The organism is Bartonella sp. AC130YNZD (genome assembly GCF_042196865.1).
In the GTDB taxonomy this organism is placed as follows: domain Bacteria; phylum Pseudomonadota; class Alphaproteobacteria; order Rhizobiales; family Rhizobiaceae; genus Bartonella.
Genome location: NZ_JBHIQZ010000013.1, coordinates 14,676 through 40,583 on the forward strand (window position 1 = coordinate 14,676; position 25,908 = coordinate 40,583).

General features: G+C 35.6%; 17 protein-coding genes and 1 pseudogene. 6 read left to right on the forward strand and 12 right to left on the reverse strand.

Annotated elements, in window-relative coordinates; translation table 11 throughout:
• Nucleotides 1–9: 9 nt before the first annotated feature.
• The 5 genes from ACFINU_RS06290 to ACFINU_RS06310 all read right to left on the reverse strand — a co-directional run bounded on the left by ACFINU_RS06290 (nucleotide 10) and on the right by ACFINU_RS06310 (nucleotide 6,773).
• Complete coding sequence (locus ACFINU_RS06290) at nucleotides 10–768, reverse strand: F0F1 ATP synthase subunit A (protein WP_375618463.1); 759 nt, start codon at nucleotides 766–768, stop codon at nucleotides 10–12.
• 7 nt (nucleotides 769–775) lie between these two features.
• Nucleotides 776–1,210 carry an AtpZ/AtpI family protein gene (locus ACFINU_RS06295; protein ID WP_375618449.1) on the reverse strand — a complete coding sequence of 145 codons (435 nt, stop codon included), beginning with the start codon at nucleotides 1,208–1,210 and terminating at the stop codon, nucleotides 776–778.
• A gap of 1,107 nt (nucleotides 1,211–2,317) precedes the next feature.
• Entirely contained in the window at nucleotides 2,318–3,742 is a 1,425-nt protein-coding gene (gene der / locus ACFINU_RS06300; RefSeq protein WP_375618448.1) for a ribosome biogenesis GTPase Der, read from the reverse strand.
• A gap of 4 nt (nucleotides 3,743–3,746) precedes the next feature.
• Nucleotides 3,747–4,418, reverse strand: coding sequence for a tetratricopeptide repeat protein (locus tag ACFINU_RS06305; RefSeq protein WP_375618447.1), 672 nt, complete (start codon nucleotides 4,416–4,418; stop codon nucleotides 3,747–3,749).
• Nucleotides 4,419–5,000: 582 nt separating this feature from the next.
• Nucleotides 5,001–6,773, reverse strand: coding sequence for an SLC13 family permease (locus tag ACFINU_RS06310; RefSeq protein ID WP_375618446.1), 1,773 nt, complete (start codon nucleotides 6,771–6,773; stop codon nucleotides 5,001–5,003).
• 354 nt (nucleotides 6,774–7,127) lie between these two features.
• Between ACFINU_RS06310 and ACFINU_RS06315 the strand changes: the two genes are divergently transcribed.
• Nucleotides 7,128–8,834, forward strand: coding sequence for a hypothetical protein (locus ACFINU_RS06315; RefSeq protein ID WP_375618445.1), 1,707 nt, complete (start codon nucleotides 7,128–7,130; stop codon nucleotides 8,832–8,834).
• A 146-nt stretch (nucleotides 8,835–8,980) separates the two neighbouring features.
• Nucleotides 8,981–10,339: a Na+/H+ antiporter NhaA gene (gene nhaA, locus ACFINU_RS06320; protein ID WP_375618444.1), complete on the forward strand. Its 1,359-nt coding sequence runs from the start codon at nucleotides 8,981–8,983 to the stop codon at nucleotides 10,337–10,339.
• A 2,615-nt stretch (nucleotides 10,340–12,954) separates the two neighbouring features.
• Here the strand turns inward: nhaA and ACFINU_RS06325 are convergent.
• Nucleotides 12,955–14,211, reverse strand: a complete 1,257-nt coding sequence (locus ACFINU_RS06325; RefSeq protein WP_375618443.1) for an aspartate kinase — start codon at nucleotides 14,209–14,211, stop codon at nucleotides 12,955–12,957.
• A gap of 188 nt (nucleotides 14,212–14,399) precedes the next feature.
• On the opposite strand from ACFINU_RS06325, the gene ubiG reads away from it, so the two are divergent.
• The gene (ubiG, locus tag ACFINU_RS06330; RefSeq protein ID WP_375618442.1) at nucleotides 14,400–15,143 is read left to right on the forward strand and encodes a bifunctional 2-polyprenyl-6-hydroxyphenol methylase/3-demethylubiquinol 3-O-methyltransferase UbiG; all 744 of its coding nucleotides are present in this window, start codon (nucleotides 14,400–14,402) and stop codon (nucleotides 15,141–15,143) included.
• A 20-nt stretch (nucleotides 15,144–15,163) separates the two neighbouring features.
• On the opposite strand, the gene grxC is transcribed toward ubiG, so the two are convergent.
• Entirely contained in the window at nucleotides 15,164–15,418 is a 255-nt protein-coding gene (grxC, locus tag ACFINU_RS06335) for a glutaredoxin 3 (RefSeq protein WP_375618441.1), read from the reverse strand.
• 48 nt (nucleotides 15,419–15,466) lie between these two features.
• Nucleotides 15,467–16,252, reverse strand: a complete 786-nt coding sequence (locus tag ACFINU_RS06340; RefSeq protein WP_375618440.1) for a ComF family protein — start codon at nucleotides 16,250–16,252, stop codon at nucleotides 15,467–15,469.
• A gap of 195 nt (nucleotides 16,253–16,447) precedes the next feature.
• On the opposite strand from ACFINU_RS06340, the gene ACFINU_RS06345 reads away from it, so the two are divergent.
• The gene (locus tag ACFINU_RS06345) at nucleotides 16,448–17,368 is read left to right on the forward strand and encodes a methyltransferase (RefSeq protein WP_375618439.1); all 921 of its coding nucleotides are present in this window, start codon (nucleotides 16,448–16,450) and stop codon (nucleotides 17,366–17,368) included.
• Here ACFINU_RS06345 and ACFINU_RS06350 read toward each other — a convergent pair.
• Nucleotides 17,333–18,688 (reverse strand): L-cystine transporter, encoded by a 1,356-nt coding sequence (locus ACFINU_RS06350; protein ID WP_375612078.1) that lies wholly within the window; start codon nucleotides 18,686–18,688, stop codon nucleotides 17,333–17,335. The genes ACFINU_RS06345 and ACFINU_RS06350 overlap by 36 nt on opposite strands.
• A 1,028-nt stretch (nucleotides 18,689–19,716) precedes the next feature.
• On the opposite strand from ACFINU_RS06350, the pseudogene ACFINU_RS06355 reads away from it, so the two are divergent.
• A pseudogene (locus tag ACFINU_RS06355) lies at nucleotides 19,717–19,947 on the forward strand (type ISP restriction/modification enzyme); the annotation flags it as partial.
• Between the two features lie 1,121 nt (nucleotides 19,948–21,068).
• Here the strand turns inward: ACFINU_RS06355 and ACFINU_RS06360 are convergent.
• Together ACFINU_RS06360 and ACFINU_RS06365 are read right to left on the reverse strand one after the other, a co-directional pair.
• Nucleotides 21,069–22,442, reverse strand: a complete 1,374-nt coding sequence (locus ACFINU_RS06360; protein WP_375618438.1) for a glutamate--cysteine ligase — start codon at nucleotides 22,440–22,442, stop codon at nucleotides 21,069–21,071.
• Nucleotides 22,443–22,510: 68 nt separating this feature from the next.
• Nucleotides 22,511–23,254 carry a 16S rRNA (uracil(1498)-N(3))-methyltransferase gene (locus ACFINU_RS06365; RefSeq protein ID WP_375618437.1) on the reverse strand — a complete coding sequence of 248 codons (744 nt, stop codon included), beginning with the start codon at nucleotides 23,252–23,254 and terminating at the stop codon, nucleotides 22,511–22,513.
• A 235-nt stretch (nucleotides 23,255–23,489) separates the two neighbouring features.
• Here ACFINU_RS06365 and ACFINU_RS06370 point away from each other — a divergent pair, with 235 nt between their 5' ends.
• The gene (locus tag ACFINU_RS06370; RefSeq protein WP_375618436.1) at nucleotides 23,490–23,633 is read left to right on the forward strand and encodes a hypothetical protein; all 144 of its coding nucleotides are present in this window, start codon (nucleotides 23,490–23,492) and stop codon (nucleotides 23,631–23,633) included.
• A gap of 315 nt (nucleotides 23,634–23,948) precedes the next feature.
• On the opposite strand, the gene ACFINU_RS06375 is transcribed toward ACFINU_RS06370, so the two are convergent.
• Nucleotides 23,949–25,829 (reverse strand): AsmA family protein, encoded by a 1,881-nt coding sequence (locus ACFINU_RS06375; protein ID WP_375618435.1) that lies wholly within the window; start codon nucleotides 25,827–25,829, stop codon nucleotides 23,949–23,951.
• Between the last annotated feature and the right edge of the window lie 79 nt (nucleotides 25,830–25,908).

Here is a 25,908-nt window from a genome sequence, read left to right on the forward strand (position 1 = left end):
GCCAGTTTATTAATGTCCTGGATGAATTGCATCATTAAGATACATACAAGTTAAAACCGTAAAGACGTAAGCCTGAAGAAATGCGACCAAAAACTCAAGAGCAGTAATTGCTACAGTCATAATAAGCGGTAAAATCGAACCACCCACACCTACGAGTCCTACCCCAATCATTGAAACAACAAACCCAGAAAACACTTTAAGCGTAATATGACCAGCAAGCATATTCGCAAAAAGACGAAGAGAAAGACTAATTGGACGGGAGAGAAAAGAAATAACCTCAATCATTGTCACCAGAGGTAAAACCACAACAGGAACTCCACTGGGAACGAACAGTTTCAAAAAACTGACCCCATGCTTATAAAAGCCATAACCAATCACCGTCAAGATTACCACCATTGCTAACGAAAACGTGATCATGATTTGAGACGTAACCGTATAAAAATAAGGAAAGAGACCAATAAAGTTAGCAACCAAAATAAAAGTAAACAGAGAAAAAACTAAAGGGAAAAACTGCATTCCCTGCACACCAGATGATTCCCGCAGAGTTGATGCTACAAATTCATATGCCATTTCCGAAAGAGACTGTATCCGCGTTGGAACCAATCCACGACTCGATGATGAAATAAAGAGAAAAATAGAAGTTACAACAACCGTGAGGGCTGTAAACAATGATACATTTGTAAACGATAAATCCATATTTCCTATGGAAATCTTAATCAGCCTTGAAACCTCAAACTGATGAATAGGATCTGGAGCGTGTGCTGTCACTTCAACCTCATTTATCGGACCTCTCATTGGCCCCTTTATCTTGTTTATCTTGGCGCAATACGCCTTTTTTTCCTAATTGACTGGAGGAAACATACCCCACAGACCGAAGAATACTCAATACACCCGCAGCAAATCCAAAGAAGAGAAAAAATACCAATCCCCAAGGCCATGAACTTGCTAACTTATCAAACCCCAACCCCAAAACAATACCAACTATAATACTTGCCAGAAACTCACTGGAAAGCTTAATTGCACCTGCCATCCTTCCTTGTGATTTTTCCCGCTTACTCTTATACTCCCGCTTCTTTAATGCTTGCTTGCGCACTAAAGCTACGCTTAAGTTCCTACTACGACATTCCAAATCCTCTGAATGAAGACACTCTCCTTGCTTTTTCTCTTCAGCCTCCTTACGGCTCATAACGGGTTTCTCGCCCATCGCCATCATTGGCTCCTTAATTAAAAAGCAACGTAAGAATACATTTCATAAAACCGTGTGCATCATATTGTTCCCGAATTTATTCGTCAAGATACTAAAAGAAATCTATCACAAGTTATCGTATAAATTTCATTGCAGAAATAACGTATTTTTCAATTTACATGCTTTCTTAAAAAGATATTCTAAGCACCTAAACCGATTTCACGACAGCACCCGTGAATGTATAACGAAAAGTTCCCGTGAATAATATAAAACTTATAGAACAACCATTTTACGCTTAACGAAAGATGTAAACTAATACCATCTTATTTTCCAACTCCCAATGTTATATCAGTCCTAGTTTTGAAAGAGAACATAGAAAACTAAAAACAGTATGAGAACGTTGGTTTTCTCCTTTTATTCGAATAAACTTGCACTTTTCATTTTATGAAAATGATAATAATCAATGGTTTCTGTATGATCCTATTCGCAAAGTATTTTATATACGCCATTACAAGCCTCATCACGAAATGAGCTTGAGGGTATTAAGAGAACCTCCTTTAAATACAAGATATTAATAAATCAAAAATTTCAAATAGATTAAGCCAATAGAACACAATAAAATTTAACTATGATTACCATACCACTTTATACAATTTTAATCCACTTTTATAAACTTCGCTCCTTACAATTGAATATCTGTGGATATTCAGCAAATATTTTTGCTTTTTATTCAGACAAACAAGCAAAAGCGCTTATTCATAAGCTTTATTTTTATGAAACGATAATCTAATGCTGCTTTTCAAACAAGCATCATAATTATATTCCCCTACCCTCATATTGCATCTATTCTTGCACTTAAATAACCCATTAAGAGGATTATGTACTCTTTCTTAAATACTCCCTATTAAATTCTTAAATACTCCCTATTAAACTCTTCTCATGACATGCAAATAAATGATCTTTATCAAGATGAGAGAGCTCTATTCAATAGCGCTCATAATAAATGATTATCAATAAAATTAAAACTTTAGCAAATAAAACTTTTTCTTTTATGAAAAGAAAGATCATTAAAAAACTTATTTTTAAGATTCTTAAGTATAGATTTCATTCACTTAAAAAATTAAAGAATTATCATTTCTTCTTGGAACGTGTCGCAAAAGGATTATCAGAGGCTCGTAATGATATGCGAACGGGTATACCAGACATATCAAATGTTTCACGTAACCCATTGACAAGATAACGCAAATACGACTGGGGCATACTTTTGGGGCGCGAGCAGGAAATCATAAATCCAGGAGGACGTGTCTTAACCTGTGTGATGTATTTAACCTTAAGTCGACGTCCAGAAACCGCAGGAGGTGGATGATGTGCCACAACAGCTCCAAGCCATTGGTTCAATTTAGCCGTCGAAATACGACGATTCCATACACGGTGCATCATCATGACATTTTCCATCAGTTTATCAATCCCTTGACCATATTGTCCTGATAAAGGAACAGCTCTCAAACCACGAACTTGAGGAAGAAATCGCGCACATTTTTCATGCAAATCAATCAATGTGATCTGACTGTTTTCAATAAGGTCCCACTTATTGAAAGCAATAACTGGAACACGCCCTTCACGAATCACAAGATCAGCAATTTGTAAATCCTGCTTTTCAAAAGGTATCGTTGCATCAAAAACAATGACCACCACTTCTGCAAAACGAATAGCACGTAAAGTATCTGCAACAGATAGTTTTTCTAATTTTTCTTGAATTCTCGATTTTCGACGTAAACCTGCAGTATCAAAAAGTTTAATATGACGACCACGCCATTCCCAATCTACAGAAATAGAATCACGCGTGAGTCCTGCTTCTGGTCCTGTTAACAATCGCTCTTGTTTCAACATACTATTGATAAGAGTGGATTTTCCTGTATTGGGACGCCCCGCAATTGCAATCCTAATGGGCTTACTTTCATCGTAAATAAGCTCCTCTCCTTCCAAATCCTTTACATCATCACCAACAGATGCAGGTTGTATCATTCTATCTTCTTCTTTGTTGTTGCCAAAAGCATGCTCTGACCCAACAGCATCTATAATTGCATCACGCAGATCACTAAGTCCCAAACCATGTTCAGCCGATATTGGGCAAGGCTCCCCCAAACCTAATGACCACGCCTCATACTCTCCTCCTGTTGCCGCTCTTGACTCAGACTTATTGGCAACAAGCACAATTGGCTTTCCTGATTTACGAACCAATGAAGAAAAATTTAAATCACTTGGTGTTATTCCGCTCTTTGCATCAAATACAAATAAAATAAGATCCGCTTCATCAATTGCAACTTTTGTATGAGAACGCATACGCCCCTCAAGTGTATGATCACCTGCTTCTTCCAGCCCAGCCGTATCAATCACATAAAAACGTAGATCTTGAAGTTTTGCCGTATGAATACGCCGATCACGTGTTACACCAGGCTTATCATCAACCAAAGCCAATTTTTGCCCAACCAAACGATTAAATAGTGTTGACTTCCCAACATTGGGACGACCAACGATAGCAATGGTAAGGCTCATCGATTTATTCCTTATTTGCCTTGCCCTCTGCTTGTATAAGCTCAAGCATCATTCGAGCCCGATCTGTTATTTTTAAACCCAAAGAACCTTCTTCAGAAATTTTCTTAAAATAATAAACCGCCTCATCCATTTTATCCGCCTTATAAGCAGCTAAGCCTAAAGCTTCTCTTGCAGACATACGCATAGGATCGGTATCACTTGCCATATCTTTGATGCGCTTTTCAACATCAGTTAATGTCCCTGTATCAACCAGAATATAAGCCGCCCGAATTTTTGCAACTTTCTGCAAAATCTGCGGTGCTTTCTCGTCCGCTGCAACAGAATCAAAGATCTCCACTGACTTAATAATATCACCTTTCTCCATGAGTAAAGAAGCCTCACGTAAACGAGCAAGAAAAGGATACCCCCCAAAATGAGAGGTTTTAACCGTTTCTAATTGCTTTATCGCTTTATCAAAATCACGTGTATCCGCAAGATCAAGACTCTTTACAAATGCATCACCAATATAACCAGCTTTCTTTATTTGTGTATGATGATAAACTTGATAAGCAACTATCATGAATATAAAAAGAATAGCTGCTCCAATAATTGAAAAACCATACCGTCTCCAAAAAGCAAGCGCCTTTTCCTGACGAAATTCTGCATTCACTTCAGCAATAAAACTATCATACGACATATATCATACCTTGAAAAAAGTTACTTCACCTATGCTTTTACGCATAAATGGATAAAGATGGTAGCCCTAATTAACTAAAAATCTTTAAATTGCTCGTTTATTTATTTTAAATCAACATGTAGCCAATTCAATCAGATTTTTGCAACAGTCTTAATCGAAAATGATGTAAGCACCCTGTTTATTCACATTACAGCCTTTACATATATTGAGTCTTATGAAAAATTCACTGCCTTAATATTTATCATGATTGCCTATCATCTCAAGCGAACTTTCTCCCCATTATATAGAGGGATAATCTTTTGAAGTCTTCAACCGCAATCGTTGGTTGTATTGAATTATACAATTATAATAGAAAAACTAATTCTTGAAAAAACTTGAATAAACAGTAAATTTCCACGAATGTCTACTAAAACCAAATAGATAAAGTTTTATCTGTATCAAAAATACCGAAGCGCCGTGATTAAAGTGTGGTATAATTCCAAATCTTCAGTTAAAATTCTATATACAAAGTGTATCCCTTCAGCTTATCTTCATGCGATTAACAACTTTTTATAATTGATCCTTAAAGTTTTTTAAAATATCCTATTGTAAGGGCCAAACCCACATAAGCATTGGAACAGCAATAATAACGATCAACACCGCCAATGGAGCACCCAAACGTGGATAATCACTAAAACGATATCCTCCTGGCGCCATCACGAGCATATTACTTTGATGTCCAATAGGTGTAAGAAACTCACAACCCGCACCAATTGCAACAGCCATCAAAAAAGCTTCAGGCTTATAATGAAGGGAATGAGCAAAACTTGACGCAATTGGTGCTACCATCATCACTGTTGCTGCATTATTCAAAAATGGCGTGACCAACATAGCTGTCACCAACATAAGCGTTAAAGCACCGGATGGCGGGAAAAATATTGCCAATTGGCTCAGCCATTGACCAATGAGATCCGTACATCCTGTTTTCTCTAACGCTTCACTCACTGGAATAAGAGCCGCTAATAGCACTAATATTGGGCCATCTAATACCTGATACAGATCACGCGCGGGTAAAACACGAAAGATCACCATTGCAGCAGCAGCAGAAAAGAAAGAAAAAGCAACTGGAACAATATGAAAAGCTGTAAAAATAATTGCTATAAATAAAACAGCTAAAGAGATGAAACCATGTCGTAAATTTCCAAACACAATATTTCGTTTTGCTAGGGGCAAGCATTTCAATTCTCTTAATAAATTTGGAATAACTGCATCCTGTCCTTGCAAAACAATCACATCTCCAAGATGGAAAATAATATCATCAAGTCTTCCCCGCACCCTTTCATGTTGACGACTTAACGCAAGCAAATTTACATTATAGTGATCAAATAGGGAAAACTCTTTCGCACTAATACCAATAAGAGGTGAATTATGGGTAATGACCGCTTCAATAATATCAATGTCACTGTCCTTATCACCTGCAGCAATAGTTCGCCCCTTAGAAAACTCTAAACGAGCAGAGTTCATCACGCTATCTAACCCTGTATGTGATCCTTCCAGCAAAATAATATCATTTTCAGACAAAACAAAATCTGGTAATGGTGAAATAGATACTTTGTTTCTGATGATTTGAATCACCATAACATCACCACTTGATGGCTTAACCAAATCAACAATATTTTTTCCCACAATCGGTGAATTTATTGGAATATGCACTTCTGCAACATAATTACGAATATCAATGGCATCATCAAACGATACACCTGAACGTACACGCACAGGCAAAAGCCAATAAAAAAGAACCAAATATAAAACACCAGCCGTCGCAATAACCGCACCAACTGGTGTAAAATCAAACATAGTAAAAGGTGTTCCTGCTAAACGTTCTTGCATCGCTGAAATAACAACATTGGGAGATGTTCCTATCTGTGTCATAAGCCCCCCCAACAAAGAACCAAAAGCCATGGGCATCAAAAAGACAGAAGGAGAAACCTGAGAACGACGTGCAAACTGAAAAGCTATCGGAAGCATAATCGCTAAAGCACCAATATTTTTAACAAACATTGATAATACGACAACAGAAAGAACCAAAAAAGCTAATTGAAGACGCACCGATTTCACATCTGGCCATATCCGTTGGATAATAAATTCCATTATACCAGAGCGAGATACAGCAGTACTGACAACAAACACACTCCCCACGATAATAACGATATCATTACTAAAACCACTAAAAGCTTCCTTCGGACTAACAAGACCAAGGGCACAAGCTATTAATAATGTACAAATAGCAACAAGATCATAACGAAATCGATCCCAAATAAAAACAACCATCATGAGACCAATGATCGAAAAAGCCATTATTTGATTTTCTGTCATAACACTTACCTCTCCCCTTTAAATTATAATGAACAAGAACATATTTTTTATGTTTTAAATATTCCTATAAACAGCAGCAAGATAAAAGCAGACATCGGAATATTTTAGGATAATTTTAAAGTGATAAAAAATTATGATGCGCATAAACTTGCCTCTCCTTATTATGCGTGCTTTTCTATAAAGTGCTGAACCCAAAGAAAATTGATAAAAGTTGATAAAGCTATATTGCAAAAAAGATGAGAATAACTCTAATATAGAGAGTAGATAATTGTTGAAACTGGTACACGCTATATTTAAACCTTTGTCGTTGCTTAAAAGAATTTATCTTCACTCTCAATTCAAAGAGTGATAAAAATGAAAGAAGAAAGAATGGTCAATCTTAATAGTGGGTATCAAAGTAACCTCAGATATTGGCTCACTTGCATTATTGGATTTGTTGCTATCTTGGCAATTATAATTGTTGGTGGATTTTATATTGCAAAACCCTATCTTGACAGTTTTGTAAGAAAAGAAATAGCCCGTCATTCCATAAAAGCCGAAACATCTGAAGTAAGCATTCTAGGTAAAATCAATTTGAAGAATGTGACAATACCTGTTCCAGCTGGTACATCACTTAAAATTGGTGCCATTTCTGCCCGTCCTCCTCTTTCCTTTATTCCCGGAACTTTTACATTTTATAATGTTGATTTAAAGCATAATAATATTCATGTGCAAATTCCCCAAATTTCTCTTCGGAATGTATCCTTAAAAGAAAAAGATAGAACGATAACATCACGTCTTTTACAATCAATGATGCGTATTGAGCTTTCCTCAATTATTGCTCCCAATATACAACTTTCTATAGAAAATAAAAATAACCGAACAGAAACGGTTGAAATCAAGAATTTCCAGCTTTCTGATTTTAGAAATAACCATATCCATTCAGTTAGTATCAAAAATATGGATCTTAAAACGGTCGTAGCAAATGGTGCCAAACAGATGCAACTTATGGCTAAAAGTGATACAATAAAAGCCCATGATATCGACATCAACTATGCCTACTCTATCATTTTTGGAAAAAACAATGCTCTCAATCAAGGTAAAACCGTTACTGGCCCCATTTCTTTGAATAATATAAATGTCGATATTTTTGAAGAAGCAGAAAAAAACAGCTCTTTCTTCCTTGGGCAATTTAAAACATCTGGTTTAAAGATGAAACCGCTTGAGCAAACTCCTGAAAATTTAATCAAAGCTTATCTTAATGCAAGAAAAGAGAATAATAAAATCGCTGAAAAAGTAGCACAAAATGGTCTTCTTCTAAACATACTGCTCGCCATTACCTCAGCGGATGCCAAAATTGATAATATCACCGTTGATATACCGCAGTTGAAAGCAACGCTCGAATCATTCCAATTCAAACCAAGTTTGTGGAAACAACCTATCCCTAAAAAGCTTTTTCTTTCTCTCAATAACCTTTCCGTTTTACCTAAAAAAATGAATGAAAAAGACTTAGATTTCTTCAAAAATCTGAACTTTGAGCGCTTTAATGTTTCAGGAAAAATTGATATTTCTTACGATGAAAAAAAACGTATACTCTTTCTTGATACAATGTCTTTCAATATGAAAAACGTTGGATCTGGGAACATATCGGCTAAGGTTATTGATGTTGATGAAAAGCTTTTTTCGGGTCAGAAAAATATAATGATTGCTGCGTCTCAAGACCTTGGCATCAATGAAATTGATATACAATATACGGATGCAGGTTTCATTGATAAGCTTTTTTCTTATCTTGCGCAAAATCTTAATGACAGCCAACATGATCTAAAAAAGGAACTTTATGACGATTTCTATCTAATGATGACGCAGACCCCAAAAATTCTGCTAAAAAATCATGACGAAGCAGAAAAAATTTCAAAATCCTTAGGAGAATTTGCTAAAAATCCACAAACATTGATCGTTAAAATTAAAGCAAACGATAATAAAGGTCTCGCAATAGTTGATCTCGAATCTGCTCTACAAAATGATCTATCTAAGGCTTTAAGCAAAGTACATCTCACTATTAAAAATGAAACATCACCTTAAACATTTTGTGCTTTAAACATGATGATCTTGCCTATAAATTAAGAACTTTGTTCCTCTTTTTTCTTTTGTATGATACAGAAGGTATCATACAGAGTCATTTATACAGAGAATATAGAATCTAAAATTGTCGATGCTTGGAGTTGTTCATGTCTGATTTATCTTCAAATCGCCTGCCTAATCGCGCTTCTCGTGTCACTAATCAAGCGCTTTCTGCTATCGAGCGTTTTCTCCATATTGAAGCTCTTAGTGGTGTTGTTCTTTTATTAGCTGCTGCTTCTGCACTTATTTTTGCCAATTCTAAATATGCTGCTTTCTATGAATCTTTTTGGCATACACCTCTTGGCTTTAATTTGGGTCATTTCACTCTTTCATGGGATTTACATTTCTGGGTTAATGATGCCCTTATGACTATTTTCTTTCTCGTCGCAGGAATGGAAATTCGACGCGAAATTCATGAAGGTGCTCTTGCCGATTTTAAACAAGCAATCTTACCAATTGTTGCTGCAATAGGAGGCGTTTGTGTTCCTGCAATTATTTACTTTATCTTCAATTTTAACGAGGGACATATCCGCGGTTGGGCTGTGCCAACAGCAACAGATATTGCCTTTGCTCTAGGTATTCTTGCTCTTCTAGGAAAAAAAATTCCTTCTAATCTTCATATTATTCTTCTATCATTAGCGATTATTGACGATATTATCGCTGTTCTTATTATTGCTTTTTTCTACTCAACAAACATTGATCCTAGCGGTTTAATGATTGCAGGAGCAGGTATTGCTTTGGTACTATTTTTTCAGTGGATCGGGCTTGCATCAGCATGGCTTTACATTTTACCTGGTGCAATCATTTGGTGGGGTTTAATGGTAACAGGCGTTCACCCATCGCTTGCTGGCGTAATCTTAGGGATGATGACTCCCGTTCTTCCCACCCGTACTCTTGTAGCGCCACTCACCATGCTCAGTAACGCTATGCAAATTCTTCAAGAAAAAAATACAAAAACAGATCTGCATCATATTTCAACAGCATTGAAAAAGATGCGCAAAGGACAACGGGCCATGATTGCCCCAGTAACACGTGTTCAAAAAGCATTGCATCCATGGGTTGCGTACGGTATCATGCCAGTTTTTGCCTTCGCAAATGCAGGAGTAAGTTTTGCAAACTTTGATCTTTCTTCTGACAAATCATTCTTGATTGTTCTGGGTGTTGTCATTGGTCTTTTCATCGGTAAGCCTCTTGGTATTATCACTGCCAGTTATATAGCTGTAAAATCAGGGCTATGCCGCCTACCCCCTCATATGACCTGGACAGGCGTTTTACTCATTGGTTTTTTAGCAGGAATTGGCTTTACAATGTCTATTTTTGTTTCAATGCTCGCTTTTAAAGATATTATTCTGCTTGATGCGGCAAAAATTGGGGTCCTTTGTGGCTCAGGTTTATCTGCTCTTATTGGTCTGGGATATGGATTTATTTATATTAAGCGCAATAAAGGAATTTCTCATAGTTCCTAACAAACTAACTGAAAATACATTTTTATGCAGAACTTTTAAAAAGCGATTTCGCTCATTTGTTGGGTTCGGACGATATTTAATGTAAAAGCTGTTGTCTCGCCTCATCTTTACACTTATAAAGGAGAAAACTAACATCATCATACTATTTACGAGCTTCTAATGTTGCAACACCTTTGACTCTTAAGAAGTCTTATAAGAGATATTTTATTCCTTTCTTCAATATTCTTTTACTCATTCACCAGCTCCACTCATGATATGCACAGAAATGATTTTAATTGTTTCAATATAAAAGGCTTCGTGGTTTCATAAAAGCTGCCTTTTGTCGGGACTATTATTCACTATAAAGAAAAAATTAATTATTATGAATCAATATCTTATGTTTAATTATACGAAACAGATAAGAATAAGCAAAGTTCAATAATCAGTTAAGTAATTCCATGGTTTATTTTTTTCCAATAAACCACCCTCCTCGTTACTGATTTTATTGCCGGTATTCTAAACAACTTTAATTTTATCTTCTTAAAAAGCACATTATTGTTGGGTAAAAATATTTAATTTATCATTATAAATCTTGAATGAAATTCAAATATCGTATGATTTCTTCATTTCAAATCTGTACATGATGAATCAATCAAGACTATTCTCTTACACGTCACAAGCCGAAGAGAAATATGGATTATTGAGGAAAGAAATAAGAATGCTTCATCATATCCATACAAGAGCTGTTCAACACGAAAACTAAAAATTAAATGATAACGGCCAACTGACACCTTTGATCTAAGAAGGAGATGGGGCCCAATAAACTTTACGTTATGCCATCCACAAGCGCCATAATAGTAGGGGAGCTTGGGGGGAGATATTTCTTCAAAACAAGCGCGTAAATTGGCACTATAATAGCGTTTTTTTACGTGAAAGGCATATATGATTTAATAACGCAATAAACAAAAACGTGAACCAATGTGTAATATCCATTATTTAAAAGATATTGCTGTCAATCCCTTTGAAAGTTGTAAAGCAGAATTAAAAGAAAGTTGTAAAATGGAAGTTGGTTTTCACTTTTATGGCTTCATATTCTCCCCAAATTAGGTTTTATCTCCATTCCAGAAATTACCCCAACAGAGGTATACACACCATCCTTGTTCCTATCTGGCATACAAAAACAGGAGTTGCTCGTAGGCCCCTTACCCGTCTCAATATATATCGTCAAATATGCATCTACGCTGATATTAGATATTGATCCAGATAACAAAAAACAAAAGATTTTTTTGGAATAACAACGTCATAACATCACTACTAGATTGACAATGGAGTGGAAAAATATTCCCGTTTTTTATCATCGACACATCGCTTGTCTCACTCCATGAAAGAATTAAACTTGAAGCATGCTTTCACAGGAAGCACTCTAGTTTACGTAATTAACTCGCAGGAAAAAAGAAAATCCTCGTCATTTAGACTATTCTAAAACATATGATTGGTGGAAAAATAGAGCATATATATCGTTGTTCTCCCCTTTTTCCGCTTTTATTTGATATTTATTTTCTTTTTGTTTAAAGAGCTCGCTCTATATTTCTTGATACCATAAAATACTCTTTATAGATAATTTAAAAAGCAATATTTCCGAGACTTTCGAATTTATACAACACCACATAAAATACAAGAAGAGTAAAATAATATGGCTATATTTCTCACAAGAAGAGCTTTACTTACAAAGACCACCATTTGCAAAATATGTAAACATGATAAGAAACTAGCACGATATACTGCAAAAACGAAAGAATGTATTTCATATGTGATTGGCAGTATGACACAGAAAATACTTATAATAGAGTAGTTAAGGGAAGAAAGTTAACCTAAAGAACATATGGAGGTATCAAAAACTTTGAAAATCTTAATCATAATTCAAAAAAGAGAAATAGACATGAATAAAAATTAAGTAATAAAATCATAAAAGCAACACACTGTAACATTATCATTAGTTTTGATCTATATTTACATGATTTTATGAAAAGTACTTCTGAAGAAGCTATAAACGCATAAGATATGGTAATTTTATAACTTATAGTGCAACATAAATATTGTCTATAGAGATATATTTTTTTATTGCCTCATAATACGGAAAAAATTAAATTTTCAAGATGTACATAAAGTCATAAACAATCATTTGATGACAAAATAAACATCTCTAGAAAATACATCATCAATTCTATTTTTGGTAATTCCGTCACTAATCCAATGAGCGCCCATTTCTCTAAGATTTATAATATTAAATCTGTATTCACGAGGCTGTCCCTCATGTAACATGCATTCTTTCAATAAACGCAGTGCATTGTTCCTTAGTTCTATTAAGGCTTATCGTAAAGTCTTCTCCATCCCACTCTATAGGCTCTAAAACGTTTATAGACGGCATATTTTATATCCCTTCTTAAACAGAGTTTTTTACCTAAACATCTTTCTCTTGTAATATATAAGTGACCATTTTAAATTCATCATGAATAAGTTTAAAATAAGAGAATTCTGCTGTATTAAATATTCCATTTAAGTTTAAAATATAAATTATCCTTAACAAAAATTATTAATATATATTAAAGCTTTACGTTATTGAAACTAAAAAATACTTATCCCTTATCAAGTGCATAAACAGCATGTAATGTTCTAACCGCAAGTTCAGTGTAAGCACTATCAATCAAAATAGAAATTTTAATTTCTGAGGTCGTAATTGCTTGAATATTAATACCCTTTTCAGCCAAAGCCTTAAATGCTGTAGCGGCAACACCTGCATGACTACGCATTCCAATACCAATCACAGATACCTTGGCGAGATCGCTTTCAAATTGGAGAACATCAAATCCAATTTCTTTGCGATTCTTCTCAAGAAGTGTAACGGCTTTTTCTACATCTGATGATGGTACCGTAAAAGTCATATCAGTTTTTGAGCCATCTTCAGAAATATTTTGCACAATCATATCAACATTAATGCGTTCTTCAGCCAAGGGACCAAAAATTGCTGCCGAGATCCCTGGACGATCAGCAAGCCGCCGAAGGGAAATTTGTGCTTCATCCTTAGCAAAAGCAATACCAGTAACATTTTGTTGTTCCACAATTTCATCCTCATCGCAAATAAGTGTTCCAGAAGAACTCATTGGATCCTCCATGCCTAACGCATCAGGATTCTCAAAACTTGAACGCACAAAGGTACGAACCTTATGAACCATTGCCAATTCAACAGAACGAACCTGTAAAACCTTTGCACCAAGAGAAGCCATTTCTAGCATTTCTTCAAAAGCTACTTTTGGTAAACGACGCGCTTTCGGCTCTATACGTGGATCCGTTGTATAAACACCATCCACATCCGTATAAATATCACAGCGATCAGCTTGTACAGCAGCGGCTATAGCAACAGCACTTGTATCTGATCCTCCACGTCCTAAGGTAGAAATCCGATTATCCGGAGTCACCCCCTGAAAACCAGCAATAACGGCAACCTGACCTTCCTGAAAACACTCGATTAAAAAAGATCCATCAATATTAGTAATACGTGCACGGCCATGCGCATTGTCTGTATGAATAGGAATTTGCCAACCAAGCCATGAACGTGCATTCACCCCCATTTCCCGAAGTGTCAAAGCCAACAAACCTGACGTAACCTGTTCACCAGAAGCAACCACAACATCATATTCACGAGCATCTCTATGCATAGAGGAAGCATCACTTGTCCACTGAACAAGTTCATTTGTTTTACCAGCCATCGCAGATACGACAACGGCTACCTCATTGCCTGCATCAACCTCTCTTTTGACATGCCGTGCAACATTATGAATACATTCAATGTTTGCTACAGATGTTCCACCAAATTTCATGACAATGCGCGCCATTAATAACACTCTTACCTTTACATCTCTTATCTCAAACAGTAATGAGAATTAGATGCTGTATCAACTAACCATTTTCTCGACATAGCGAATATCTATCATTTGTGCAAGTTTCATTATGATTATATTAATTTCTCTTGACTTTGTATAAAATCTACTTGACCTGATCATTAAAAATAAAGGAAGGCAACATGATCGATGAAACACAAACGACTATTGATCAAAGTGAAATTGATCATTTTTCACGTATTGCTACAGAATGGTGGAATCCACAAGGAAAATTTCGACCTCTTCACCAATTTAACCCAACACGCCTTGCTTACATCAGAGAAAAAATCTGTTTAGAGTTTAATCGTGACCCTTCTTCACTTACGCCCTTTCACAATTTGAAAATTCTTGATATTGGCTGTGGAGGAGGCTTGTTATCTGAACCAATGGCACGTCTTGGTGCTATGGTCGTAGGCGTTGATGCTTCACAAACGAATATTGAAGTCGCAAAAATTCATGCAGCCCAAAATGATCTTTTCATTAATTACCGTACCACTACGGCAGAAGCACTCGCCAATGAAGGAGAAAAATTTGATATCATCCTTAATATGGAAGTTGTTGAACATGTCGCTGACGTTAATCTCTTTATAGCAGCTACAGCAAAAATGTTGAAACCACAAGGGTTGATGTTTGTCTCAACACTCAACCGCACATGGAAAGCATGGGGGCTTGCTATTGTAGGCGCTGAATATATTCTACGTTGGCTTCCTAAAGGAACCCATGATTATAAAAAATTCCTAAAACCTCTAGAACTTAAAAATTTCTTATCAAAAAACGCTCTGACTGTCATTGATGAGATAGGTATTACTTATAACCCATTAAACGACAGCTGGAATCGCTCAAAAGACATGGGCGTTAACTATCTCCTTCTTGCAAAACGGTCTTAAGAATATGTAATTTACAAATATTATATGCCTTGTAATAGAGAATTCAGCTTTCCCTCAGCCTCTAAAGCATAAAGATCATCACAACCGCCAACGTGATAATCACCTATGAAAATTTGTGGAAATGTATTACGTCCATTTGCACGCTGTACCATTTCTTGGCGAAGGGATGTGGAAGCATCAATATCTGTATACTTTACGCCTTTTTTATTAAGCAAATCACGTGCTTTTGTACAATAAGGACAACCAGGGCGTGTATAAATTATTATCTCTTTCATAGTATTATCCTCCAATATTTTTTTAATAATATTCATTTTAAATTCCTCTTAAGAAGAGGGAAAAATAGAATCTTCTTTGAGAACACGCGAAAATGTTAGCACATCAACCTGTCGTGCACCTGCATCTTTTAATGCAGCAGCTGCTGCTGTAACTGTTGCACCCGTTGTAAATACATCATCAATCAGCAAAACAGAACATCCTTTGAGATATTTTTTAACTTTATGCGAAACCTTAAAAGCATTTTTTACGTTAAGTTTTCTCTCTCTCGAAGAAAGACTAACCTGCGGACGGGTATGCCGACAACGAACAAGCCAACTCGGTTTTAAAAGCTTTTTTTGTGATGCTGCAATATAACGTGCAAGCTCAGCAGATTGATTATAACGCCTCTCCCAAAAACGACGAAAATGCAATGGAATGGGAATAATAACATCACAATCATCAATAACCTCGCGTCCAGCAAACGTCATCCAATTGGCCATAAATGATGCCAATTCTATATGATCACCATATTTTAAGCGCGTTACTAAAGTTCGTGCAAGCCCTTTATGAACAATGACTGAGCGAACACGTGAAAAAGGATGGGAATTACGGAGTGCTTCACCACTAAGAAAACCATCCCCCATATCACAAACAAAAGGAGTCCCCATAACAGAACAATAAGGTTTCGTAATAAATTGAAGATCTTTCCAACATTCGGAGCAAATCGTACCATAAGTAGAAACATTTTGCTTACATCCAGGACAAATTGGTGGATAAAGCATCGTTTTCAAGCGTTCAACGAACTTACTTAGTATATCTCCGCTATTTAACGCCGCTTCTCGAAAATACAACATTATAAATTTAGGCTTTTACAAGTTTCCCTCAGAACAAAAGTTCCTTTGTATTTTCTCAATTTATAATTTTAATTCCTTTAAAAACTCTTACCTTCTATAAATTTATTTTTTTCATATTATAAACTTGACAGAGCTTGCACAAATAATGAACCTTTTCAAAATATATTCTTTCATAGATCGAAAGTGTTCTACAATATGTCGCATCCTTTAATTTTTGATCATAACCGCATTGAACAATTCCGAAAACGTGCTTTTCAAAAAGCAAAAAAAGGATGTGACTTTTTACTCTCTCACATGACAGAAGATCTCTATAAACGCCTTAGCACTGTTGATCGCCTCTTTACATTAGCTCTCGATTTACACAGCCATACAGACCTTGCCGCGCAAGCTTTAATGAAATCTGGAAAAGTTTGTTCCATAGAACGCATTGAGACCGATCCGCTTTATCAAAGCCATGATAAAAAATTTCATTTACGTCATCGAGAATTTCTTGATTTACCTCAAAGTTACTGTGACCTTATTGTTTCACTTCTTTCATTACAGTTGACCAATGATACCCCTGGTGTTCTAAGCCAGATAAAAAATACCCTTAAACCAGATGGCTTATTTCTTGCTGTTATGGCAGGAGCTGGTACATTAAGAGAATTGCGCGAAAGCCTGCTGCAAGCTGAAAGTGAAATTTATGATGGAGCAAGCCCTAGGGTCTACCCTTTTGCCGACATTCGTGATGCAGGCGCTCTTTTACAGCGTATTGGCTTTGCCCTTCCTGTAGCAGACGTTGAAGATATCACAATACGTTATAATACAATGTTTGACCTTATGCACGATCTTAAAGCTATGGGAATGCAAAATGCACTCATAAATCGTTCACGACGCCCTGTATCCAAACGTTTTTTTCTCCGCGCAGCTGAAATCTATGCACAACGATTTAGTGATCCTGATGGACGTATTCGTGCACATTTTTCTTTCATCTGGCTCTCTGGTTGGGCTCCTCATCCCAATCAACAAAAACCGCTCCAGCCTGGTTCAGCGCAAATATCTCTTACAGATGTTTTACAGCCCAAAAAATATAATCTAAAATTATTTTTTAAAAATACTTTTATCTGTTGTCCGTAATATTTGACTGGTGACCGTTCCAGCTATCATTGAATCGCTCACGTTTAGAGCAGTACGTCCCATATCAATTAACGGTTCAATAGAGATAAGTACAGCAACCAAAGTAACAGGAAGCCCCATAATTGGTAACACAATCAATGCAGCGAAAATAGCACCTCCCCCCACACCAGCAACACCAATAGAACTCAACGTTACAACACCAATAAGCGTAGCAATCCAAGTAGGATCAAGAGGATTAATCCCCATAGAGGGGGCAATCATGGTCGCAAGCATCGCTGGATAAAGACCAGCACAACCATTTTGTCCAATTGTTGCCCCAAAAGAAGCTGCAAAACTCGCAATGGATTGTGGTACACCTATCCACTGTGTTTGCGCTTCAATATTCAAAGGAATACTTGCAGCACTTGAACGACTGCTAAAAGCAAATGTTAAAACCGGTAAAACCTTTTTGAAAAAACGAAAGGGATTAATCCCAGAAATACCAAGCAATACACCATGAATTCCAAAAATTAAAATAATACCGACATAAGAGGCAATGATAAAAACCAGTAAATTTAAAATATCTGTAATACGCGATATTGCTCCTACTTTCGTCATAAGTGCAAAAATACCATAAGGCGTCAAAGCAATCACAATACGGACTAACCGCATAATCCAAGCTTGTGCCACTTGAATAAATAAAAGCGCTTTTTCTCCTTTTTCTGGCTCATCTTTCTTTAAAAGAAGAACCGATGCACCTAAAAATGACGCAAAAATCACAACACTAATAATTGACGTACGTTTAGCTCCACTCAACTCAGCAAATGGATTTTTAGGAATCATAGACAAAATCATCTTTGGTATATTCATATCTCCAAGTTTAGAAATATGACCTTCAAGAAGAGCAGAAACATTTTGCCCTTCATGCACCAAACCATCGGTTGTTAATCCAAAAAAATTAACCACAAGCACACCAACCAATGCTGAAAGAGCCGTTGTAAAAAGCAATATTGAAATTGTTATTATACTCATCTTTCCAACAGCATAAACAGAATGTAAATGAGCAACTGCTGAAACGATAGAGATAAAAACCAGTGGCATAACAATCATTTGCAACAATAAAATATAGCCCTCACCGACAATGTTAAACCATTCAACGGATTTCAATAAAGTGCTTTCACCCTCTCCATAAATAAACTGCAAAACACTTCCAAAAATCAAGCCAAGGATAAGCCATAGCATAACACGTAGTGAAAGACTCCATTGCATTTTCTTACTTTGAGAAACCAACAATAAAAAAATAACAAATAGAAATAAATTGACGAAAAAATTAAATGTCATTGTCTATGCTCACTATTATTATGGTTGACATAAATAATCTGCATAATTCAAAATCAATGCATGATATTTAAAATTAACCTATAAAGCTTACAAGGCTTTTACAAAATCATTATTTTTTTAATTTATAGATTAAAAGAGAATTTTTTATCTACTAATAACTGTTTAAAGAAAATAAATAAAATTATTTTCTTATTATTTAAATTTTCACTCTCATAAAATAGTTAAAAAAGAGAAATATAAGCAGCATTCATTGCATCTTAATACTGAATAATTCCAGCATATCTTATCCTATAAATCTCCTTACCTCTCTCTTTTTCTATTTGAACTGAAGCGAGCTTTCCAAGCAAGGATGAATTAACAATCGAACATTCATGATTTTTCTAGAAAATACACCAACAAGCTACTTCTGCTCATTTTATGGACTGCACTCTCAATAGCTTTGATCAGCACTTCAAATATAATTATTTTATTGAAAATACTTTTTATACATTCTTTCTTTGCTCTCAATGAAAGCTTTTTTATTTTTCAAAACTCTTTTTATAGTCATAAAAAGGCTTTGAAAGACAAGATGTTGATTTATAATGATAATTTACTGTTTTGCATATTAAAATTAAATGAGAGTCCCGAATAACGTAAGATTCTCTCATTTCAAACCTGTTTATCTTGAATCAATCAAAATCATTTGCTTGCACGTCACAAGCAGGGCTGGCCGTATGGGTAAAAATGTATAAGAAAGGAGTAGAAATACCTCTGATGAAACATCTTAGTGCAAGAGCTGTCGCAACATTGGAGAGCGGAGCTTGAGCAGCAAATATAAATAATATGATTGCTTTTTATAATAGCGCAGTAAAACGTTTTAACGATACCTATTTATATGCTGATCGAACAACACGTGCACGTGCTGTAGATAATTTTGTCACTTTAGATATAAAAAAGATAAGTTGGAGTTATAATATTACGCAAGAACTAATAAGAGGAAAGGTTTTGAATTTGAAGAGGCATGCCTCACTCAGAGTTCATATCATCCTTTTATGCAACAGTGGTTTTATTATAATCGGAATCTCAACGATGGAATTTACCAAATGCCTCGTATAGTCCTGAGAGGACAAAAAGTTGAAAATAGGATGATACAAATTACAGGCATAGGAGCACGAAGCGTTTTTTCTGTATTGATAGCTAAGAATTTGCCTAATCTAGATGCAATAGATACAGGTCAATGCTTTCCACAGTATCTTTATAAAAACGTTGAATCTCTGTAACTGTTCATGATGAAAAACAATCTCATTTATTTGCAAATTCAATAAAGGAAAGAAAAACATCGGTTTACAGAAGCGTGATGCCATTACGGATGAGGGACGAGCACATTTTAAAGCTGCTTATCCTAGTGAGAGCATAACAAAGACGATTACAAATTTCTAGATAATGAAAACAATGGAAAAGACTGAGGGTATATGATTAAAATGAGAGGCTTTAAGCCTACAAATATTATAAATTTTATAAATAGTACAGTTTAAAGCATTAAAAGCAGTCTTACAGTAAATTTACAATGTATGGGGATAATTAATCGCCTATAATAAGTTGCGCTCATACTGATAAAGATTATTCTGCTATAGAAATGTTGTGCTTTTTTGAATTTTTGTGCGTATTCAAACACTCATTCGTTGCAAATTCAATCTCTTTATCTCGTGCATCTTTATCAAGAATAATAGTATATTAATATAATACCCCTTTGCATACAAATAGTTATTTCTTATCTATGAATATCTTATAATTTCATATAACTCTATGAAGATAATATTTTTATTTATTAATATTTAATGATGTAATTAACACATTAATTCTATATATTATCATCTTTATTTCTATCTATTTACATAATATATTTCTTTTTTCTATAAAAATAAACTTGATTTATACATACATAGATCTATCGGTATTTTTTCTACTGTCTTTTTAGCACACTGAAAGATTGATATCATAATTTTTGTATAATAAAATGCTCTTTCATATAAGCATCGTATACTGAATTATAATAATTGACTATTAACCGCAAATTATATTTTTTTATCCCTTTTAAAAGTGAAAAATATTATTTTCAGACCTATTCATAAGTAGGCTTAGCCAAGTGAATAAAAAATGTTTGATAATAAGCTTTATCTCTTATGAACTATCTTTTGTACAAAGGGACAACATTATGATTACGGAAATATCGTGATATTATTGGGTATAAAAATCACACTCCCTAAGAAATTTTTGTATTGTATCCTTTCCGTTATGAGAAATGTTACAAGGTAGGATATGCTCTCTAGAGCAAATGAGTGAATGAACTACCACGGTGATATGCATTTTTAAAAAAATAGGAAGTATCCTTGCTTCAAATTTAATAGGCACATTCTAAAAATAAAGGTTCTACAGACTCATTCCAAATAGAATAGTAATGGGACAAAAATTTTTCAGCATCTGTTTGTCCCATTGCAACAACCTCTTCTAAAGGATTAAGAAAGTTTGTTTCATCAAAACCATTCGTATCATACTGTTTGCGATTTTTTAAGCCTTTGCGAGCAATAGCGAGAGCTTGACGTGCTAACTCTAAAAGAATAGTTTGACGAAAAGGAGTTCTTAACCCTTCTTTAGGAACGCGTTGGCGCAACTCTAAAACTTCTTCAAAACACCAATCTTTTGTCAAAGCCTCTGCCTCATTAAGTGCTTCCCTATCATAAAGAAGCCCAACCCAAAAAGCCGACAACGCACAAATGCGCTTCCAAGAACCACAATCAGCTCCCCTCATTTCTAAAAATCTTTTTAATCGGACTTCAGGAAATAACGTTGATAAGTGATTAATCCAATCTCCCATGTTTGGAATTGAATTTGCAACTTGTCCTTTTAATGCTCCATTCATAAACTGACGAAACGTTATGTGTGTACAATCATAGTAACGACCATCACGCACAACAAAATACATTGGAACATCAAGGGCCCATTCAACATAATCAGCAAAACCAAAGCGCTCAGAAAATATAAAAGGGAGAACCCCTGTCCTCTGATTATCCGTATTACGCCAAATTTCAGAACGCCAAGATAAAAAGCCATTCGGACGTCCTTCTGTAAAAGGTGAACTTGCAAATAATGCGGTCGCAATAGACTGTAACTTCATAGATACTTGCATTTTTTGCCGCATATCACTTTCAGATGAAAAATCAAGATTAACCTGAACCGTTGATGTGCGATACATCATATTAAGACCATTATGCCCCACTTTCGGCATATAATCAGCCATAATCTGATAACGTGACTTAGGCATTTTAGGCGTTTCAGCCAAAGTCCACTTTGGACTAGCTCCAAGACCTAAAAAACCAATCCCTAATGGTTCTGAAATTTTCTTGAGAAGAGTTAAATGCTCCATCAACTCGTGATAAGTATGACCTATTGTTTTTAATGGTGCACCAGATAATTCAAATTGTCCCCCAGGTTCCAAAGAAATAGCCCCCTGATCACCTGATCCTACGAGCCCAATAATATTCCCTTCATCTAAAATAGGTTCCCATCCTAAAACGCTTTGCATCCCCTTTAAAAGCGCTCGGATTCCTCTCTCACCTTCATAAGGAACAGGAAGAAAACCATCTCTATAAAACGGAAATTTTTCATGTTCAGTACCAATGCGCCAATCATCTTCTGCTTTATACCCCCCTTGGAAATAGCTAACCAAGGAATCTAAGTTATAAATTTCACTTTCATCGGTTATATCAAGCGCCATAACTTATCATATCCTATCATCGGTATCATCGTCTTAAATGAATTGTTTAGAATGATTCTACAGACTTCTCAATCCATTGCCCAATCCCCCACGGTAGCATTAAGAAGAGCCAAAGCAGCAACAGCGGCAGTGTCAGCGCGTAAAATACGCGGACCTAATGATATTGGAACCACAAAAGGATGTTTTTTTAAAAAGCTCCGCTCTTCTTCACTAAAGCCACCTTCCGGTCCAATAAGAATACCAGGTGTTGTAACGCCACGCTTTTTAAAAGAAGGTAATGGATTATGCGATTTATGCTCTTCATCACAAAAGAATAAAGGCTGTGTCTCATCCCACTGTGCTAAAAGTTCTGCTAATGATAGAACCGATACGCATTCAGGAAGAGATAAAATTCCACACTGTTCAGAAGCTTCAATAACATTGGCTTCCATACGCGCCATATTGATACGCGTAACCTGCGTATGATGCGTTATAACAGGCTGCAAAATCGATACCCCCATTTCAACAGCTTTCTGCACCATATAATCCAACCGCGCATTTTTGAGTGGAGCAAAGCAATAAATAAGATTGGAATGCGTCGTTTGTAATCTTTCTTGATGGATAAGCTGAACCACAACAAATTTTTTCTTAACAGTGATAAGTTTAGCAAGCCACTCACCATCCTGTCCATTAAAAAGTAAAATTTCTGCTCCTTCTTTCATACGCAAAACATGCATAAGATAAGAAGCTTGTGCCCCCTCTATCTTTATTTCTTCATTCAAAGCCAATGTCTGTCGGATAAATAATCTTTTAAGTTTATAATTTATGCGCATAAAAATTTTGCCAATGCTCACTATCGTCATCGAAAAAATGAAGAAAAATATATAGCAAAAAGAAAAAATTATATCTATAGAACTATAATATATTAAAGAATTATAGAGTTTTTTTAGCTTTATGAGATAATAATAGGAACTTATAGATCCTTAAGTGATTCTGCTTTCATAAAAGTTTAAATAATGCACCATTCATCTTTGCATTCAGTCATTGATGCATCCGTGGAGGAAAAATATGTCTGCTAAAAAAGCTACAATTATTACGATTACAACCCTCTTAGCCTTTATTTTGATTACAGTGGGAATTGGTTCTGTTGGAGCCGACGGGAAGCATACAATTACCAAAGATGGCTATGGTATTTCTTCTGCGACTCAATAAGCACTGGCCAACATCCTCCTTAAAATTTTAATGTTTTTTAGCAACTTTTATAAGATTAGCACCAATATTATGAATCTCTTGTATTTGAAAGATTCCATAAGAAGGGTTTTTATTCCTCTCTTCAGTCATTTATCTATACCAACCTCACTTATTATGACGGTGAGGATGGTTTTTACTGCTTCACGACGAAAGGATTTAAAATGAGAGAATCTTCCGATAATGGGAGCTCTGATTTAAATTTAAAAGACAATTTTAAGTTGCAAAAAGACGAATTACCATTATAGGATAGAATATTATACAGATGAAAAACGATACTCAATCTGCATCAATATCTTTTGTAACCCAAAGATCACCATGATTTTGTTCTTTAGAGCTTAGAGAAAATGTAAAAGGCCATGCAAGGCTATTAGTAAGACATTGGACGTCTTTACATAAAGTTTCTGATCTATAGTTTTTGCGTAGTTGTGCCTGTAATATCAGTTCATTTTCCTTCCCTTGCGCAATAGCAGTTGCAATGGTTCCTTGAATGGATAAGCTCAAGTCTGCTGTACGCATTAATGACTCTGTTACCTTCATCATACCTTCTGAAAAGCTTGTCTGAATATCCCAGTGATCAAATGTTGTTGAAAAAGTATCATTATTCATTAAAAGAAATTGTTGTTTATTTGAAAGTCTTGTTTGTAATTCATTCAGATCATACCCTAATAGCCGACCAGAAGACATCTTCAGTGTTAACTCACCCTGCATTTTCGTAAAAATTTCTCGCCAAGAATCAGCAAGTGTTCGTACCGTTGCAGTAAAATTCGTTTTGCTTTGTATAAATGGAATAAATCCCAAGGTTTCTAAAGTCTCCTGCATATTAATAGAAGCGCCTGAAATATTTCCTCCAATACGCACTCTCTGTCCAGCTGAGGTAACTTCAATATTACTTTGAATGGCCCCACCCCAAATATTCGCATGTCCAAGATCAAAAATACCATGCCCATCTCTTATTTGTATTGCAGCAGCTAAATTTGTGAGTGAAATATTTCCTATTTTAGCTTGTGGCGCAGAAAGTCGTATATCCACGCCAATACGATCAAAAGTTCTCATATCAAAGCAGGCATTTTTCTTTTTTCCTGAAAAAAATATTGAACCCAAGAGGCTAAGGTCTAGGTTATCAAAAGCTAAAGAGCCCATGACATTTGGTACATAATCTTGAAAATCGAGTTTTAAAGCTCCTCGCGCATTGGCTTTCCCCATCGTAAATGTAACATTGTTCATTTGGATATGCATTGGCTGCGCTAAAAAATGAGATTCCCATACAATGGGTATTTTTAATTTATGTCCCCAAAACTGATTTCCACCAACCCAAGACAATGTCTGATTCCATCCAGGAGAACGCATCGACACTTTTCCGTCAAAAATATAATATTCAGATAATCGAGCCTTTCCTGTAAAAGTTATTCCCCCACGTACAGAATTGAGACTTGCCCTAATATGACTTTTGCCTCCTGCAAGAAGCAGCAATGCTTGAGAAGCATCAAGTGATAATTTTGTAAATTCTCCACGCCAACGCGCATCTGCACGTAACCGCACTTCCTGAGTTGATTCTGGACAATCTAAAGTTGCATTTAATCCTGTTATTTTTTCTGCTACTCCTGAAAAACTATCGTGATACACAAGAACACCATTTTTAATGATAATCCGTCCAAAAGGTTGTTTTAAAAGGTGCTCTATCTCTGGATGCTCAGGATTATGTTTTAATATTTCACGCGTATTACGTATTGCCACCCCTAATGCACCTTGTGAGCGAGAAAAGCGATCAAAAAAATCTGCTATTGTTTTAACAGGCTTTTCCATAACAAATTGAGGACGCATAATCCGCGTCTCTGAAAAAGAAATATGTCCCCAAAGAAGATCGACGACAGAAAGATCAACTTCTATTGATTCAGCTTCCATTAATGGCGCAACATCATCCATTTTTGATGTTAAAGTAACGCCAGAAAGAAATGCTTTAGGATAAGGAAAAAGATGTAACCGCGGTGGATCACGCAATTGCACATTGTAACCCGTCCATGCACTTAAATCCTGCGCTAAACGAATACGAATCGCATCTGTAGAAATAAGATAAGGTAAAACGAGAATCCCCACTCCAAATAAAAAGATAATTGTAATAAAAACTCCGCTCAAAAATTTTATTATTCTGATGCGCACATTATCCCTCTATACTTATCCCCCTATAACAGATTAAAAACAAACTTAAATGATCATAAAAAGTTTTTATAATCCTATA